The organism is Hyphomicrobium sp. (assembly GCF_003987855.1).
Lineage (GTDB): Bacteria > Pseudomonadota > Alphaproteobacteria > Rhizobiales > Hyphomicrobiaceae > Hyphomicrobium_B.
Genome location: NZ_RXIZ01000004.1, coordinates 8,220 through 24,144, shown reverse-complemented (window position 1 = coordinate 24,144; position 15,925 = coordinate 8,220). Strand labels below are relative to the sequence as shown.

Annotated in this window: 14 protein-coding genes; 7 read left to right on the top strand and 7 right to left on the bottom strand. The window is 62.1% G+C overall.

Annotated elements, in window-relative coordinates:
• The first annotated feature begins 19 nt into the window (after positions 1 to 19).
• The 5 genes from ptsP to EKK30_RS02280 all read left to right on the top strand — a co-directional run bounded on the left by ptsP (position 20) and on the right by EKK30_RS02280 (position 6,786).
• Positions 20 to 2,311 carry a phosphoenolpyruvate--protein phosphotransferase gene (gene ptsP / locus EKK30_RS02300; protein WP_290979664.1) on the top strand — a complete coding sequence of 764 codons (2,292 nt, stop codon included), beginning with the start codon at positions 20 to 22 and terminating at the stop codon, positions 2,309 to 2,311.
• Between the two features lie 102 nt (positions 2,312 to 2,413).
• Positions 2,414 to 3,271 (top strand): helix-turn-helix domain-containing protein, encoded by an 858-nt coding sequence (locus EKK30_RS02295; RefSeq protein ID WP_290979661.1) that lies wholly within the window; start codon positions 2,414 to 2,416, stop codon positions 3,269 to 3,271.
• A gap of 81 nt (positions 3,272 to 3,352) precedes the next feature.
• Positions 3,353 to 4,432, top strand: coding sequence for a peptide chain release factor 1 (prfA, locus tag EKK30_RS02290; protein WP_290979659.1), 1,080 nt, complete (start codon positions 3,353 to 3,355; stop codon positions 4,430 to 4,432).
• Between the two features lie 31 nt (positions 4,433 to 4,463).
• A complete protein-coding gene (prmC, locus tag EKK30_RS02285; protein WP_290979656.1) occupies positions 4,464 to 5,333 on the top strand; it encodes a peptide chain release factor N(5)-glutamine methyltransferase in 870 nt (289 codons plus the stop codon).
• Positions 5,334 to 5,766: 433 nt separating this feature from the next.
• The gene (locus EKK30_RS02280; RefSeq protein WP_290979653.1) at positions 5,767 to 6,786 is read left to right on the top strand and encodes a DUF4167 domain-containing protein; all 1,020 of its coding nucleotides are present in this window, start codon (positions 5,767 to 5,769) and stop codon (positions 6,784 to 6,786) included.
• Positions 6,787 to 6,891: 105 nt separating this feature from the next.
• Here the strand turns inward: EKK30_RS02280 and EKK30_RS02275 are convergent, their stop codons facing one another.
• Positions 6,892 to 7,665 carry an MOSC domain-containing protein gene (locus tag EKK30_RS02275; RefSeq protein WP_290979650.1) on the bottom strand — a complete coding sequence of 258 codons (774 nt, stop codon included), beginning with the start codon at positions 7,663 to 7,665 and terminating at the stop codon, positions 6,892 to 6,894.
• Between the two features lie 195 nt (positions 7,666 to 7,860).
• Here EKK30_RS02275 and clpB point away from each other — a divergent pair, with 195 nt between their 5' ends.
• Both clpB and EKK30_RS02265 read left to right on the top strand, forming a co-directional pair.
• On the top strand, positions 7,861 to 10,452 hold the full coding sequence (clpB, locus tag EKK30_RS02270; RefSeq protein ID WP_290979647.1) for an ATP-dependent chaperone ClpB: 2,592 nt from the start codon (positions 7,861 to 7,863) through the stop codon (positions 10,450 to 10,452).
• A gap of 478 nt (positions 10,453 to 10,930) precedes the next feature.
• Entirely contained in the window at positions 10,931 to 12,310 is a 1,380-nt protein-coding gene (locus tag EKK30_RS02265) for a sensor histidine kinase (RefSeq protein WP_290979644.1), read from the top strand.
• A gap of 110 nt (positions 12,311 to 12,420) precedes the next feature.
• Here the strand turns inward: EKK30_RS02265 and EKK30_RS02260 are convergent, their stop codons facing one another.
• The 6 genes from EKK30_RS02260 to EKK30_RS02235 form a co-directional block, all read right to left on the bottom strand.
• Positions 12,421 to 13,155, bottom strand: coding sequence for a hypothetical protein (locus EKK30_RS02260; protein WP_290979641.1), 735 nt, complete (start codon positions 13,153 to 13,155; stop codon positions 12,421 to 12,423).
• Between the two features lie 81 nt (positions 13,156 to 13,236).
• On the bottom strand, positions 13,237 to 13,617 hold the full coding sequence (locus EKK30_RS02255; RefSeq protein WP_290979639.1) for a hypothetical protein: 381 nt from the start codon (positions 13,615 to 13,617) through the stop codon (positions 13,237 to 13,239).
• Positions 13,618 to 13,904: 287 nt separating this feature from the next.
• Positions 13,905 to 14,129 (bottom strand): hypothetical protein, encoded by a 225-nt coding sequence (locus EKK30_RS02250; protein WP_290979637.1) that lies wholly within the window; start codon positions 14,127 to 14,129, stop codon positions 13,905 to 13,907.
• 149 nt (positions 14,130 to 14,278) lie between these two features.
• Complete coding sequence (locus tag EKK30_RS02245) at positions 14,279 to 14,902, bottom strand: DNA-3-methyladenine glycosylase (RefSeq protein WP_290979634.1); 624 nt, start codon at positions 14,900 to 14,902, stop codon at positions 14,279 to 14,281.
• Positions 14,903 to 15,229 (bottom strand): NIPSNAP family protein, encoded by a 327-nt coding sequence (locus tag EKK30_RS02240; protein WP_290979631.1) that lies wholly within the window; start codon positions 15,227 to 15,229, stop codon positions 14,903 to 14,905.
• 74 nt (positions 15,230 to 15,303) lie between these two features.
• Positions 15,304 to 15,925: hypothetical protein (locus tag EKK30_RS02235; protein ID WP_290979628.1), on the bottom strand; the 622-nt coding region annotated here is incomplete at its 5' end.

The window sequence follows — 15,925 nt, the reverse complement described above, 5'->3', positions numbered from 1 at the left end:
GGGACGATGGGCAGGCAAGATGGTACGGCGCGACGATCCGAGACCCCTTCCGAGCGAAACCTCGCTCCGGGTCATCATGCGCCATCTGCGGGAAATCATGTCCGACGAGGGCGACGGGCAGGATAAGCTCGATCGCATCGTGCGGCAGATATCCGGCGTCATGGTCGCCGAGGTCTGCTCGATCTATCTGAAGCGGCAGGACGGGTCCTTGGAGCTGTTCGCATCCGAAGGGCTCAATCCCACTGCCGTCCACTCCACGCGGCTGAAGCGCGGCGAGGGCCTCGTCGGCCGGGCGTCCGAGCTGGGGGTCACCGTCAACGAGCCGGAAGCCTCGAGCCATCCGGCCTTCTCGTATCGTCCGGAGACGGGCGAGGAAATCTATCACTCACTGCTGGCCGTTCCGATTGCGCGCTCAGGGCAGGTGCTCGGCGTGCTCGTCATTCAGAATCGTACGCCGAGGGAGTATTCCGACGAGGACGTCGAGGTGATGCAGGCGACCGCGATGGTGATCGCGGAGAACCTTGTCTCGGGTGCGGTCGCCGGCACGGTCGCGGCCGTCGAGGCATCACGATCGCAGCCGCTGCTCGTCGAAGGCGAGCCGCTGTCCGAGGGTATCGCGCTCGGACATGTGGTGCTGCACGAGCCGCGCATCGTCGTCACGCAGCTGCTGTCGGAAAATCCCGCGCTCGAACTGGAGCGCCTGGCGATCGCGCTCGATAAGCTCCAGGCGAACATCGACGAGATGTTCGAGCAGGAGCATTTGTCGAACGTCGGCGAGCATCGCGACGTGCTCGAAGCCTATCGCATGTTCGCGCACGACAAGGGCTGGCACCGGCGGCTGCGTGAGGCCGTCGAGGGCGGCTTGACCGCGGAAGCCGCCGTCGACCGCGTTCAAAACGCCATGCGCACGCGCATGCTCCGCCAGCACGACACTTATTGGCGCGAGCGGCAGCGGGACCTCGACGATTTGTCGGATCGCTTGTTGCGGGTGCTTGCCGGGCGCCTCAAGAGTTCCGAGGACGATGGCGGGCTGCCGCCTGACACCATTCTAGTCGCGCGGACGATGGGGCCGGCGGAACTCCTCGATTATGATCGTAGCCGCTTGCGCGGTCTCGTCGTCGAGGACGGTTCGAGCCAGAGCCATGTTGCGGTCGTCGCCAAAGCGCTGGGCATAGCTGCGGTCGGACAAGCGACCGGCATCGTCGATCGCGTCTCGGCAGGCGATGCCGCGATCATCGATGCGGTAACGGGTGAAGTGCATTTGCGGCCGACGGCCGAGTTGATCTCGGCCTACTCGGACAAGGTGCGGTTTCGCGCTCGACGGCAAAGGCGCTATCAATCGCTGCGCGACCGGCCGGCGGTCACCAAGGACGGCGTCAACATCGCGCTGATGATGAACGCGGGTTTGCTGGTCGATCTTCCGCATCTTGAGGAATCGGGCGCGGACGGCATCGGGCTCTATCGCACCGAATTGCAGTTCATGCTGTCGGAAGCGTTCCCGCGTCTGGACCGGCAGACGCAGCTCTACAAGTCCGTGATCGACGAGGCGCGGGGCAAACCCGTCGTTTTCCGTACGCTGGACATCGGTGGCGACAAGGTTCTTCCTTATCTGCGCCAGCCGAAGGAAGAGAACCCGGCGATGGGCTGGCGGGCCATTCGCATGGCGCTCGATCGGCCGGAGCTGTTCCGCTTGCAGGTGCGCGCGCTGCTCAAGGCAGCGGCGGGGCGAGAGCTGCGCATGATGATTCCGATGGTGTCGGCTGGCTACGAACTCGGTGCGATCCGCGCACTGATCGAGCGGGAGAAAGCGTTCCTCACCGAACATGGCCACGAGCTACCCGACACGATCCTCATCGGCGCGATGTTTGAAGTTCCAGCGCTGCTGTTCGAGCTCGACGCCTTCCTGTCGCGCGTCGATTTCGTGTCCGTCGGCTCCAACGATCTGATGCAATTCCTCTTCGCTGCCGACCGGACGAATGCTCGAGTCGCCAGCCGCTTCGACGTGCTGGCGCCGGCGCCGTTGCGGGCGCTTCGTTCGCTTGTTCAAACGGCGAACGTCCACGGCGTGCCGGTGACGTTGTGCGGCGAGATGGCGGGGAGCCCGCTCGAGGCGATGACGCTCATCGCATTGGGCTTCCGTTCTCTGTCGATGGCCCCGGCTTCGATCGGTCCGATAAAATCCATGGTGCTGACGCTCGACGCGGCGAAGGTGACCGCGCTCGTCGACAATCTTTTGAAAGAGGGTGCGAAGGACGTGCGCATGTCCTTGCAGCAGTTTGCAGAAAATGAACGCGTCGCGATCGACGGTTAACGCGCGCGAGCCCGTTTTTGCTTTGGGCTTTGACAAACAAGCGTTTTTTCGCCAAGGATATCCTTAACAGGGGCTCGGCTGGGTATTAGCCGGGAAGAGGGTATGCGTCGGGGCGTTGGGCGGAACGTTTCGGTTGGAAGTCATGAGCGTGGGCCGGCCATTCAGGGCCGCTACGACGCGTCTTTACAGGCGCAGACGGAAAGCCGAGCACTAATCGCGCGTTTCTTTATCGATTTGAGGCAGGCGCTCCGGCTGACGGTGCCGCAGGCTGCTCATTATCTCGCGGTTCGGCCGGAATTCGTCGAAGCGCTCGAGACGGGCCAGGTCGAATATCTGCCGGCTTGGTCCGAGACGTCCGCGATCATCATGACCTACACGTCCATGGCCGGGGTCAACGGCCGACCGGTGCTCAACGCTGTCGGCGCGCTGCTGACGCATATATCCGTTCCTGCAGCACCGGCCGCGCTGCCACAGCTCGAATACCGCCCCGCCGCACCTCAGTTTTACGAGGAGCCGCATCCTCTCGTGCGGCAGCCGTACCCGCCTCAGCCGCAGCCACGGGCGCAGTTGCCAGCGCGTCAGATTTCCAGGCCGACCCAGGTGGCCGAGGCCGATGCCGCCCAGTCGCGGCTCGCAAATTCCAGCAGAAATCTTCTAAGGGCCGGGTCAGCGATCGCGAGCGGTGCGCGGCGGCTGCCCCAGGAGGCGATCGACAGTGTGCGGGCGCGGCCGCAACGGGCGCTCTACGCGCTGTCTCTGCCGCTCGGACTGCTCTTCATTTTGATGCATTCGTCGATTTTCGCGACGATTTCCAAGCCGTTCAGCCTGGGCGTGCAGTGGGTCAGCACTTACATGCAAGAGCATTACGGCCCGGTCCGGGACGGTTTGCGCTATATAGAAGTTGACGACCCGCGCACCCGGCGGGGTGATAAATTGCAGATTACGGGCGGTTCGTATTAGATACCGCCGCCGAGCGCCTTAGGCGCGCGCTATTTCTTTTGCGGCCGGAGTTCATCCGCCGCCCTGAACCTCATCGGATACATGTCAGCCCTACCCCGCGAGAAACTCCAACGTTTATCTGAACGCTTCTTGGCCATTCAGGACCTGCTGAACCACGGCGTGCCGCAGGCGGAGTTCGTCAAGCTTTCGAAGGAGCTGGCGGAACTCCATCCGGTGGTGGCGCAAATCGATGCGCTTCGGAAGGCGGAAGCGGAGAGTGCCGACCTCGAACAGATGATCCGCGATCCGTCGGCCGACAAGGAGATGGTCGATCTCGCTTATGCCGAACGTTCCTCGCTGGCGGAGCGGATCACGGAACTCGAGCAGCAGCTGCGTATCGCGCTTCTGCCGAAGGATGCGGCTGACGAGAAGAGCGCGATCCTTGAAGTCCGGGCCGGAACCGGCGGCGATGAAGCAGCGCTGTTCGCGGCCGATCTCTTTCGCATGTATTCGCGTTACGCCGATCTCAAAGGCTGGAAGACGGAGATCATTTCCATTTCTGAAAATGACCTCGGCGGCTACAAGGAAATCATTGCGTCGATCACGGGATCAGGCGTGTTCGCGCGGCTGAAATTTGAGTCCGGCGTGCATCGCGTACAGCGGGTGCCAGCGACGGAAGCGAGCGGACGCATCCATACTTCGGCGGCGACGGTGGCCGTGCTGCCGGAGGCCGAAGACATCGATATCGACATCCGGCCGGAAGACATCCGCATCGATACGATGCGTGCAGGCGGCGCGGGCGGACAGCACGTCAACAAGACGGACAGCGCCGTGCGCATGACGCATCTGCCGACCGGAATCGTCGTCGTTTCGGCGGAAAAATCGCAACATCAAAATCGGCGTCTGGCGATGGCGGTTCTCAAATCGCGCATCTACGAACTGGAGCGCGAGCGGGCGGCGACGGAGCGATCGGACGCGCGCAAATTGCAGGTCGGTTCGGGCGATCGTTCGCAGCGCATCCGGACTTACAATTTTCCGCAGGGGCGCGTTACCGATCATCGCATCAATCTCACGCTTTACAACCTCGAAGAGGTCATGGCTGGAAACGGTCTTGATGCGCTCGTCGATGCGTTGATCACGGATCATCAGGCGACGATGCTCGCCGAGCTGAGCGCAGCCTAGCGCTCGCGCTTAGCGCCGACAGGTCTTGCCGATGCGTTTTCGTCCCGATCAATCCCTGGCAGATGCGCATGCCGAGCTCACGCGTCTCCTGGTCGAAGCCGGAATCGATGCGCCACAGCGCGATGCGCGTTTCCTGCTGCAGGGACTTCTTAAAATTGGCGGCGCGCTACTCATCAGCGGGGGCACCCGCTTACTCGGGGCCGACGCGGCACGAGTCGAAGATGCCGCCCGGCGCCGCATGGCGCATGAGCCCGTGTCACGGATCCTCGGCCAGCGCGCGTTCTATGGGCGCGAGTTCATCGTGACTCCGGACGTCCTCGATCCGCGCCCAGACACCGAGGCGGTGGTGGAATTGGCGATGGACCTGCTCAAGGCGCGGGGCCTATTGGAGCGGCCGTTTTCGATCGCCGATATTGGAACAGGCTCCGGTGTTCTCATGGTTACGCTGCTGGCGGAGCTTCCTCAGGCGCAGGGTGTGGCGACCGATCTCAGCGAGGCGGCGCTCAGCGTCGCCCGCCGAAACGCCGAGATCCATGGGGTGACTGACCGGGTGCGTTTTGTTGCGACATCAAGTCTCGAAGGCTGTCAGGGCCCTTTCGACCTTGTAGTCTCCAATCCGCCCTATATATCCACAGAAGAGATCGGCGGACTTGAGCGCGCCGTTAGGGATTATGACCCCCTCCTGGCGCTCGACGGCGGCGGTGACGGCCTGGACGTTTACCGTAAGATCGCCCGTGATTCCGCGAGTTTGATCCGGCCTTTGCTGGTGGTGCTTGAAGTGGGCGCGACCCAGGCCGGGCAAGTTGAGCGATTGTTTACAGATGTCGGGGCGCGGCCGGTGGGCCAGCGCAAGGATCTCGGTGGTCACATTCGGGCTGTGGCGCTGGAGATACATCCTTGAACCGGCCGCTCATTTCTTATTTGCGGAAATACGTTTCCGGGGTAATATCTGGATGAAGAGTTTGATCGGATGTGCGTGGCCAATGATGCCGCTGAAGCGGCGACCGAGCCTGCCTTCCCATCTCAAGATCATCAGCACAAGCTTTCGCGGGCAATCAGTCCGCTGACGGGGAGTGCCGGGCCTAAGTATTCCGGCGCGCGTGCTGAGACAGCTCCTTTGAGGACGGCTCTAGTATCTTAGCAGGCGTGATGACTGGGATTAGTGCGATTTTGCCCGAGGCCGCAGAGCGGGAGCCTGGGCTGCGATCCATGGGACACGTCTCTTGGCGACATTAGAACCGAATTTTTGAATTGGATCGGAAGATCCAAAGGCACAGCTGGGCAGGAAGCCGGGCGGCGCCGAGATTAATACCAACGAGCATGAACGGGAGCCCATGAGGCAAGGTCAACAGAACCGTCGCGGTCGCGGACGCAACAACAATAACAATAACCGCAAATCGCAAAATCCCCTGATGCGCAGCTTTGAAAGCTCGGGGCCGGACGTAAAGATCCGCGGTACGCCCTCGCATATTGCCGAGAAGTACATCAGCTTGGCGCGCGATGCGTTGTCGTCGGGCGATCCGGTGCTTGCTGAGAACTATCTGCAGCACGCTGAGCATTACAATCGGATCATCCTTGGCTATCGCGAGCAGATGGCGCAACAGGGCGGCATGGACCCGATGGGGAATGGCGCCGCGCGCACGCATTCGCTTGCAGGGCCGGAAGGCGCTGACGGCGATGAGTTCGGCGACGACGAGGGCGACGAGTTCGGCGCCGGCCAGCAGCCGCAAACCGCTGGTCAGGGCGGCCAGCCGGATATGGGTCAGGCATTCCCGCAGCAACAACAGCCGCGCAATTACGATAACCAGAACCGCTACGACAATCGTCCGCAGCGCCACGACCGGTTCAACAACAACAACCGGCACGATCGTGGAGATCGCGGTGATCGCGATCGGGGCGACCGTGGGGATGGTCAGCGCTTCGACAGGAACGACCGTGGCGACCGGCAGGATTACCGCGGAGATCGTGGTGATCGCGGTGACCGTTACGAGCCGCGCAACGGCTCGAGTGGCGGCGAGGGCCGCTTCAGGGATCGCGACGATCGCAGGCCGCACAACAATGGCGGTGAAGGTTCGCAAGGCGAGGGCGGCTTCCGCCGGCGCGAACGCTATCAGGGTCCGAACAGCGGCAATGGCAACGGCGCCGATCGCGAGCACGCCAATGGCGGCAGCTTCCAACCGGCAGCCCCGCCGCAGCCGGCTGTGGCCGAGCGCGCCGCTCCGCAAGCGGTAGCTCCGGCGGCGGTTGAGCAGGAGCAACCGGCCTTCCTGCGCCGTCCGGTTCGCCGACCGCGCCGGGAGGAACCAGCTGAAGCTCCGGCCGTGCCGCCGGCAGCAAACGAAGACAGCGAGTAATCAGAAAGAGCCCGGTTCGGGCTCTTTTTTTTGGACCTGGCGACTCCGCTGCGCGGAGCCGGCCGCCAGAGACGGTGAACCGAAGGTGCTATCGACCTACATTGCTCAGTCGGTCACTTCGAAGCTGTCGCCTACAGTGAGGCGCCCGCCGTCGAGCACGCGGGCGTAGACGCCGAAGTCGGTATGGCCGAGCGTCTTCGACAGGAACGAGGGGATCTTCTGGTCGCGCGCGCCGGTCTCGGGATCGACGTTGGTGGCGGCGCAGCGCTCGGTGCGCTTGAAGATTTCGAGCGTCGTGCCGTTAACCCGCAGCTTCTTGCCGACGAGGTCGAGTTCGCTCCAGGCAGCGATGTTGTCGACGACGAGGTTGGGGCGGAAGCGGCGGGCATCGAGAGGGGTTCCGAGCATGCCTTCGAGCGAGGCCAGGCTTTGCCGGTTGACGATGTGCACGCACTTGTCCTTGACGTCGGAAAAGCTATGGCCGGGGCTGACAACGACCCGTGGCCTGCCGCGAAGACCTGACGTCACGATCCGGATGATGGCGTCCTCGATGGCGGCGCGTCCCGCTTCCGTCCGCAGGTCGCCTCGGGCGATTTCGGCGCCGGCCTTGCTGATGACCAGCGTCTCGGTCTCGTCGTCGAAGGCCGAACGGACGGTTGCCAGCTCCTCGTTCCGCATCAGCATGACGAAGTGAATTTTCTGCAGGTGCTGCGGGTTGGCGGGGTCGAAGGGCCCCGGCCCGTTCTCGATTGCATAGGCACGGTCGAAGGGAAGGGTGCCCATCGGTACCAATTCGACGCTTTCGAGCGGTTCCGGCGTCAAACCCTTAACCGGATAGCGATAAAGGGCTTCGATCGTGCCTGTCCCGGACGTAGCCATGCTGCGCATATCCCTCAGATTTTGTTGCCAGTGCCTCTTTTTCGGGCGCTGCCCCATCCTATATCGGAAGCAGTCTACGGGCGGGTGGGGATGCCGAACATCGGGTCTTTGGCCGCGCTCGGGTGATAAATATCAAATCGCATGGCATTCTTTCCGAGCCTCATGGGGCGGAGCGAATGTGCTGGAGAACGCGACATGAATTTCGAACGCTACACGGACCGCGCCAAGGGCTTCATTCAATCGGCCCAATCGCTGGCGCTCCGCGAAAACAATCAACAGGTCACGCCTGAGCACCTTTTAAAGATCCTGCTCGACGACCCGGAAGGGCTCGCGAGCGGCCTGATCCAGAAGGCCGGCGGGGATTCCCGCGCGGCCCTGAAGGCGGTCGAGGCGAACCTAGCCAAGAAGCCGAAGGTTACCGGAGGATCGGGGCAGGTCTACGTCTCGCCCGAACTGGCGCGCCTGTTCGATTCCGTCGAGAAGCTCGCCGACAAGGCGAGCGACAAGTTCGTCACCGCCGAGCGGCTGCTGCTTGCTCTGGCGCTCGACACCGCGACGGACGCGGGCAAGATCTTGCGCGATGCGGGCGTGACGCCGGACAAGATCAACGCCGCCATCAACGACATCCGCAAGGGCCGTACCGCCGACAACGCCAACGCCGAGCAGGCGTATGACGCGCTGAAGCGCTATGCGCGTGACCTCACGGAAGCGGCTGGCAGCGGCAAGCTCGATCCGGTCATCGGCCGCGATGAAGAGATCCGCCGCACCATCCAGGTGCTGTCGCGGCGGACGAAGAACAATCCCGTGCTGATCGGTGAACCGGGCGTCGGCAAGACGGCGATCGCGGAAGGCCTCGCCTTGCGCATCGTCAAGGGCGACGTGCCGGAAAGCCTGAAGCACAAGAAGCTGCTGTCGCTCGACATGGGTGCACTCATTGCGGGCGCGAAGTATCGCGGCGAGTTCGAAGAGCGTCTGAAGGCCGTGTTGTCCGAGGTCGAAGCCGAGGGCGACATCATCCTTTTCATTGACGAGCTGCACACGATCGTCGGCGCGGGCAAGACCGAAGGTTCGATGGATGCGGGCAACCTGTTGAAGCCGGCGCTCGCGCGCGGCGAGCTGCACTGCGTCGGCGCAACCACGCTCGATGAGTATCGCAAGCACATCGAGAAGGATGCGGCGCTCGCTCGCCGGTTCCAGCCGATCTTCGTCAACGAGCCGAACGTCGAAGATACCATTTCGATCCTGCGCGGCTTGAAAGAGAAGTATGAGCTGCATCACGGCGTGCGCATCACCGACAGCGCGCTCGTGTCCGCGGCGACGCTTTCGAACCGCTACATCACGGATCGCTTCCTCCCCGACAAGGCGATCGACCTCGTCGACGAGGCGGCATCGCGGCTGCGCATGCAGGTCGATTCCAAGCCCGAAGAGCTCGATGCCATCGATCGCGATCTCATGCAGATGATGATCGAGCGCGAAGCCCTGAAGAAGGAAACCGACGCGGCCTCCAAGGATCGCCTGGCGCGGCTCGAGAAATCGATCGCGGACTTGCAAGAGAAGTCCGAGGCGATGACGGCGCGCTGGCAGGCCGAGAAGGAAAAGCTCGGGTCGGCGCAGAAGATCAAGGAAGAGCTCGACAACCTGCGCAACGCGCTCGAACAGGCGCAGCGCCGGGGCGATCTCGCACGCGCGGGCGAACTCCGCTACGGCAAGATCCCCGAACTCGAGAAGAAGCTCGCCGACGTCGAAGCCCAGGAGGGCAAGGGCGCTCTCGTCGAGGAAGCGGTGACGCCGGATCAGATCGCGGCCGTCGTGTCGCGCTGGACGGGCGTTCCCGTCGACAAGATGCTCGAGGGCGAGCGCGACAAGCTTCTCAAGATGGAGGATGCGCTGGGCAAGCGCGTCATCGGTCAGAAGGAGGCGGTCATCGCAGTCTCGACGGCCGTCCGCCGCGCGCGCGCCGGCCTGCAGGACCCGAACCGGCCGATCGGCTCGTTCATGTTCTTAGGGCCCACCGGCGTCGGCAAGACCGAGCTGACGAAGGCGCTCGCGGGCTATCTCTTCGACGACGACACCGCGCTCGTGCGCATCGACATGTCGGAGTTCATGGAGAAGCACTCGGTCGCTCGTCTCATCGGCGCGCCTCCGGGCTACGTCGGCTATGAGGAAGGCGGCGTGCTGACGGAAGCTGTGCGTCGTCGTCCGTATCAGATCATCCTGTTCGATGAGATCGAGAAGGCGCATCCGGACGTGTTCAACGTGTTGCTGCAAGTCTTGGACGACGGTCGCCTGACCGACGGCCAGGGCCGCACCGTCGACTTCAAGAACACGCTGATCGTGCTGACGTCGAACATCGGTGCGCAGTACCTCGTCGAGCAGAAGGAAGGCGAGGAAACGGAAGCCGTGCGCGAGGAAGTCATGGCGGAAGTGCGCTCACGCTTCCGGCCGGAGTTCCTCAACCGTCTCGACGACATCATCCTGTTCCACCGCTTGCAGCGCGCGGACATGACGAAGATCGTCGATATCCAGATGGCGCGCCTGCAAAAGCTTCTGGCCGATCGCAAGATCACGATCGAGCTTGATGAGCAGGCGAAGAGCTGGCTCGCCAATCGCGGTTACGATCCCGCGTACGGTGCGCGGCCGTTGAAGCGCGTCATCCAGCGCAACGTGCAGGACCCGCTCGCCGAGCAGATCCTCGCGGGCGGCGTGAAGGATGGCGATACGGTGCGCGTGTCGGTGCGCGATGGCTCGCTGACGATCAACGGCTGGCCGATCAAAGCTGCGGCTTGATCTTTGGCGCGGGCGACTCCCCTAACGGGGAGCCGGCCGCCCGCGCGGGCTCGGTGATTCTTTCTTCGGACGCATTAGTTGTCCCCGGCGACCGCGCAGCCGGCCCCCGGGGACGGGCTTGCGGAGTCTTTGTTCGCTTCGAGCTTGGCACCTTTTCTCTCTCCCCTTGGGGAGAGGGTCAGGGTGAGGGGCGCGTATTTTTCGTGCGCCATCGACGCCCTCCTCACCCGACGCTGTCGCGTCGGCCTCTCCCAATGGGAGAGGCGAAGGGGAGGCTCCTTATTCGCCCCGCCTGCGTCTCGTCGGCCAAAATAAAGATGTTGTATGACATTATCGTGGTTCAATAATTTTGGCATGTCTGCCATAAATCGACATAGACCACGCCCCTTTGAAAAAATTTACTGCGTGCTAAATCGCCACTTATGGAATTTTCATCAGTGTGCTGTCATCTCTCTGACGGAGATCAGGGGCTGGGCGTATGTCGGACGAAGCGAACCCAAAGATCCTAGAGCCGGACCTTTGGAGTGCTCATTTCTCAGCAATCTTAGCTCACTCCTTCGATGCCATCGTATCGAAGGATCTGTCCGGAAACATTCACAGCTGGAACCCTGCGGCTGAAAGGGTCTTCGGGTGGTCGGCGGCGGAAGTCATCGGCCGGCCTATTGACATCATCATACCGGAAGATCGCGCGAGAGAAGAAGCCAGCATTCGCGAGCGTATTCGAGCAGGAGAGGTCGTCTCCAAATTCGAGACGGTGCGTGTCCACAAACGAGGATCTCTTGTGCCGGTTCAGATCACCGTCTCGCCGGTGGTCAACGCGGCTGGAGTCGTGGTGGGCGCCTCTAAGATCGCGCACGATATTACGTACTTAGTGGAAGCCCGCAACCGGTTGAGCGAAAGCGACGATCAGTTCCGGCTGCTGGCGAACAGCATTCCGCAACTCGCATGGATGGCGGACAATGAAGGCTCGATCTTTTGGTACAATGACCGCTGGTTTGAGTATACCGGATCGACCATCGAGGACATGCAGGGGTGGGGATGGACGCGTGTCCACCACCCCGATCACGTCGAGAGAGTGAAAATCCGCATTCAGCGCAGCTGGGACACCGGCGAGGAGTGGGAAGACACTTTCCCACTGCGCGGCCGCGACGGTGAATATCGCTGGTTTTTATCACGAGCCATGCCTCTGCGCGGGCGTGACGGTCGTGTATCTCGCTGGTTCGGCACTAATACCGACATCACTGATCAGCGTCGCAATCAGCAGCAGATCGAAATGCTGATGGAAGAGGTCAACCACCGCGCGAAGAACATGATCTCCGTCATTCAGGCGCTGGTCTCGCGTACGGCCGGCAGGGACTTCGGAGAAAGCCTAGCGGCGCGGCTACGAGCCGTGGGCCGGAACCAGGATCTGCTCGTCAGTCGAAACTGGGGAGGGGCCTCCCTTGGCGACCTGATCGAGTCTCAACTCGCTTCGGTTTCGGATCTCGTGGGCAGCCGGGTGCGTGTGAGCGGGCAGCTGGACTTCACCCTTTCGCCCTCCGCTGCAGAAACGATTGGGCTCGCCATCCATGAGCTGGCCACGAACGCAACGAAGTATGGCGCCCTTTCTAATGAGAATGGCGAAGTGCGTATAACCTGCTCCGTCCAGGGCGATAGAGAGCAAGGCAGATTGCTGATCGAGTGGATGGAGTCGGGCGGGCCGCCGGTTATTGCGCCGCTGCGCACCGGTTTTGGCACAGTCATGATCGGCCGCAGCCCGAAGATGTCACTGAATGCTGAGGTCGAACTCGGCTTCCCGCGCGAAGGATTTTTCTGGCGCTTCGCAGCGCCGCTCGCGAGCGTTCGGGCGCTGGGCTGACGCAAGAGTTCTTCGACAAAACGTCATGGCCGCGGAGGGAGATCCGTGTTCCGCTAAAGGATCGCCGGCCGGCGATCGCGTTGGCTGAATTGCGAGAGGATGTGGGCAGGCTACTTCGCTTTGGCGGAACGCGCCTGGTCCTTCGCTGCGCGATGCAGTCGCCGGTAGGTGCCGTCAAATACCGTGTTCGTCGCCGACACCCAGGTCGAATCCTTGCCGAGCGTTTCGCGCGAAGCATGAATGCGGCGACCGCGCAATTCGCGCTCGGCCGATTCCTCGATGTCCATCTCCTTGAGTTCGAAAGACGAGTCGGCCGGAATGACGAGAAATTGCATGAACGGCTCGCCGGGACGGAAGATGTGCGTTACGCCCGCCGGCGGCGCCTTGAAGACGACGAACGATAACATCGGCCACCAACTCGTGCGGACCAGCGCAGGCACGGCGAGAGGCACGTCATCGCTCGTGGACGTATAGAATCGTGGATGCGGTTCGGCACGCACCGCAAAGTCGTCAGAGACTTTCAGATCCAACAGCAGCTGATAGGTATAGTAGTTGTCGCCGAAAGCGCGAAACGGCGGCCACTGTAGATCGTCATCGGGCGGAGGACCGAAATCTCCATCGAGATGGACTTTGCCACCGACTTTCGTAACGCGCAGTTCGTTTGCGTAAGGATAGAAGACCTCGATCCCATACTGTGCGCCTTCGGTGAAGGGCGTGCAGTGCCAGGCCTGCTCGTGCGATCCGTCTCGGCGGGGCTCAGCGGGGCCGCCCCATCCGGGCACCTCAAGCTTCGTTCGGCGCGGATTGAGGCCGGATTGAAAGGCGCGAAATCGGATGGTTTGCATGAAAGTTTCTCTGCTTCGGGCGAGACTGCAGTTGGAGAAGCGAGCGTCGCCCGCATGGACGACGCTCTCAAGACGCTCAGGCTATCTGTCGTCCCAGTCACGGTAGTAACGGTGGTGATGATGATGGTGGTGATGGTATCTCCAGCGCCAATAGCCGTGATGATGATGGTGATGGTGGTGATAATAGTAGGGCTCACCGTACCACCGCTGCCAATAGCGGTGATGATGGTGGTGGTGATGATAGTAATCAGCGAGCTGCACGCGCGGCGCTTGAGCGTCGTCACTTCGATCGACAGCCTTCAGGACTGCGAGCGCATTGGGTATCGGTGTAAGCAGATCGGCGTAAGATTCAGCGCGCAATGCATCTCCCGGATTGGGTTGAGCTTGCACAACTGCCGCCGAGGCGTCGCACATGACGACGGCCGCAACGGTACCGACAATGCCGGTGACCTTTCGAGACATTTGACCATGCTCCTTGATTTGCCGGATCGCTCCTCAAATCGTTCAACCGATGTCGGTCGAACGATTTCAATCTACCGCTGCGGCCAGAGCGAGCGTCTGAACAAGGCATTCATAGGCCGTTCACGGATCTATCTCAGACAGCGATGCGCGAGTTCGTCCCGGGCGAAATTGCGGCGGTCTCGTCACGAGACTGTATGATTGAGCGTTGCTCGATCGAGCGCGCCGGAAAAAGAAAAGGACGCGATGCGGGTGCATCGCGTCCGGGTGTCGTCTTTGGGATTGCGCGTTTAGCGAACGCAGACGAGGCGGCCGCTCGGCGTGCGGACGGCGCGATGGCCGGTGTGGCGAACACACCAAGACTGGTTCTGGCCGCCCCAGATGCAACGGCCGGTGACGCTGCTGCGATGGCGGTTCGGGCCGCAGCCGCCAAGAGCCGAAGCCGGCGTGACAGCAGCCGACATATCGATCGAGATGAGAGCGAGAGCGAAGAGGGGTGCGAAAAGTTTGTTCATGTAAGCATCTCCTTGGGGACGGCGCGATATAGACCGGTTCGGTTACGCGGCGCGCAGTTTCACTCGATATCCTGAAGCCTGCATTAACGCCGAGCGTGTCGTATTAAACGAGGTCGCATAAAACTTCATCGATCTCTCACTCGCCCGTGTCAGGACAACGACAGGGCACGCGGGCCGCTGACATTCGGATTGCCAACCTCGAAGAAGCGGCGCTTGCGATCGACCTCGCGCGTGATGCCGATGCGGATGCTGGTGGCGATGCGACCGGTGCGGCGCGCGGGGGTGCCGAGCCAGAGCGTGCCCTTCGCAAAGAGATCGACGCCATCATATCGCTTGTCGATCTGCAGGGCTTGGGCAAGGCGTCCGGGCCCGCGCGTCAGATCGCGGACGGAGGCGTTCTTGCGGTTGCGCTGCATGATCTCGATTCCTTCGAGGGGTTCGAGCGCGCGCAGAAGAACGCCTGCGCCGATGCCGGCTTCCTCGCTGCTGACATTGACCATGAAGGACGAGCCGTAGGTGAAATAGACGTAGCAATGGCCGGGGCCGAGAAACAAAGTCTGATTGCGGTTCGTCTTGCCGCGAAAGGCGTGGCTGGCGGCGTCGCCCGGCGGATATCCTTCCGTCTCGACGATGCGGCCGCTGAGCATCCCTTCCGGCGACTCATGGACCAGCGTCTTGCCGATGAGAAATCGCGCCATTGCGAGCGTCGCACTCGGCAGATGCTCGCGGGGAAGCGGCTTGACCGTTAGGGGAAGGTCCACAGGCGGCGCCACTCACTTCAGCGCCGAGAATGCGGTGGGCGTGAGGATCTGGTTGGCGATCGAGGCGACGATCGGGCCGTTGCGCTCGCTCTCATCGCGCGCCTGATGCCAGACCGGATCGTTCTGGAAGGCGGCCCACTTCTGCTCGCGGTCGGCAAGCGAGTCCCATTGCAGGATGTAGGTCAGCTCGTGGTTCGACTCGCCGATCAGCGTCGTCCAGAAGCCGATGGGCCGAATGCCGTGTGTCTCCCAGATCGGGATGGTCTTGTCCTTGAACCGCGCGAGGAGCTTGGGCATCTGCCCGGCGACCGCATGATAGACGCGCAGCTCGTAAATCATCGCTCAATCTCCGACAGTGCTTAAACGATCGGGAGACGTGTAGCAGACATCGAACAGGCGAGGCGAATTCTTAGCTACGCGGCGGCTTTGGCGGGGTGAGCCTTCAAGCCGAAAAGAAAACGCAGCCAGGACACGTTGCGGATGAGGAGATGATAAACGAGCAGGGGCAGGGCAAATGACGTCAGCGCGAGAAATGGCATTGCGAGGATGACGGGCCAATGAATTGCGCCGGATGCGTAGGCGACGACGACGAGCACGGTCTGATGCAACAAATAGACGGGAAGAATAGCGTCGGTCGCATATGCCAAGCCTGGAATCGGCTCGCACAGTGCCCATCGCCCCCAGGCAAAAACGGCGAAGACCATCGCGCCGCCAAAGACGCCCTTCGAAATGTTGGCGACCAAGTTCGCCTCTACTGAGGGATGGACCTGTGAAAAGCGAAGCAACGTCAAGTTCAGCAACATCGCAGCGAGAGCCAAGAGGCCGAGAGATCGGCGCGCATCGGTGAGTCCGTTCCAGAAGCGCTCGCTGCCTGCGATCAGAAATCCCACGAAGAAGGCGGGGGCGTAGAGGAGATGCGCCGGAATGTCTCCCAGCAAGACCTTCCAAAGATTTGGGAAGGGAGGCGGAAGCGTCTGCACAATGGCATTCCAAGCTACGGCGAACGCGACGATCACCCAAATCGGTTTGCGCTCG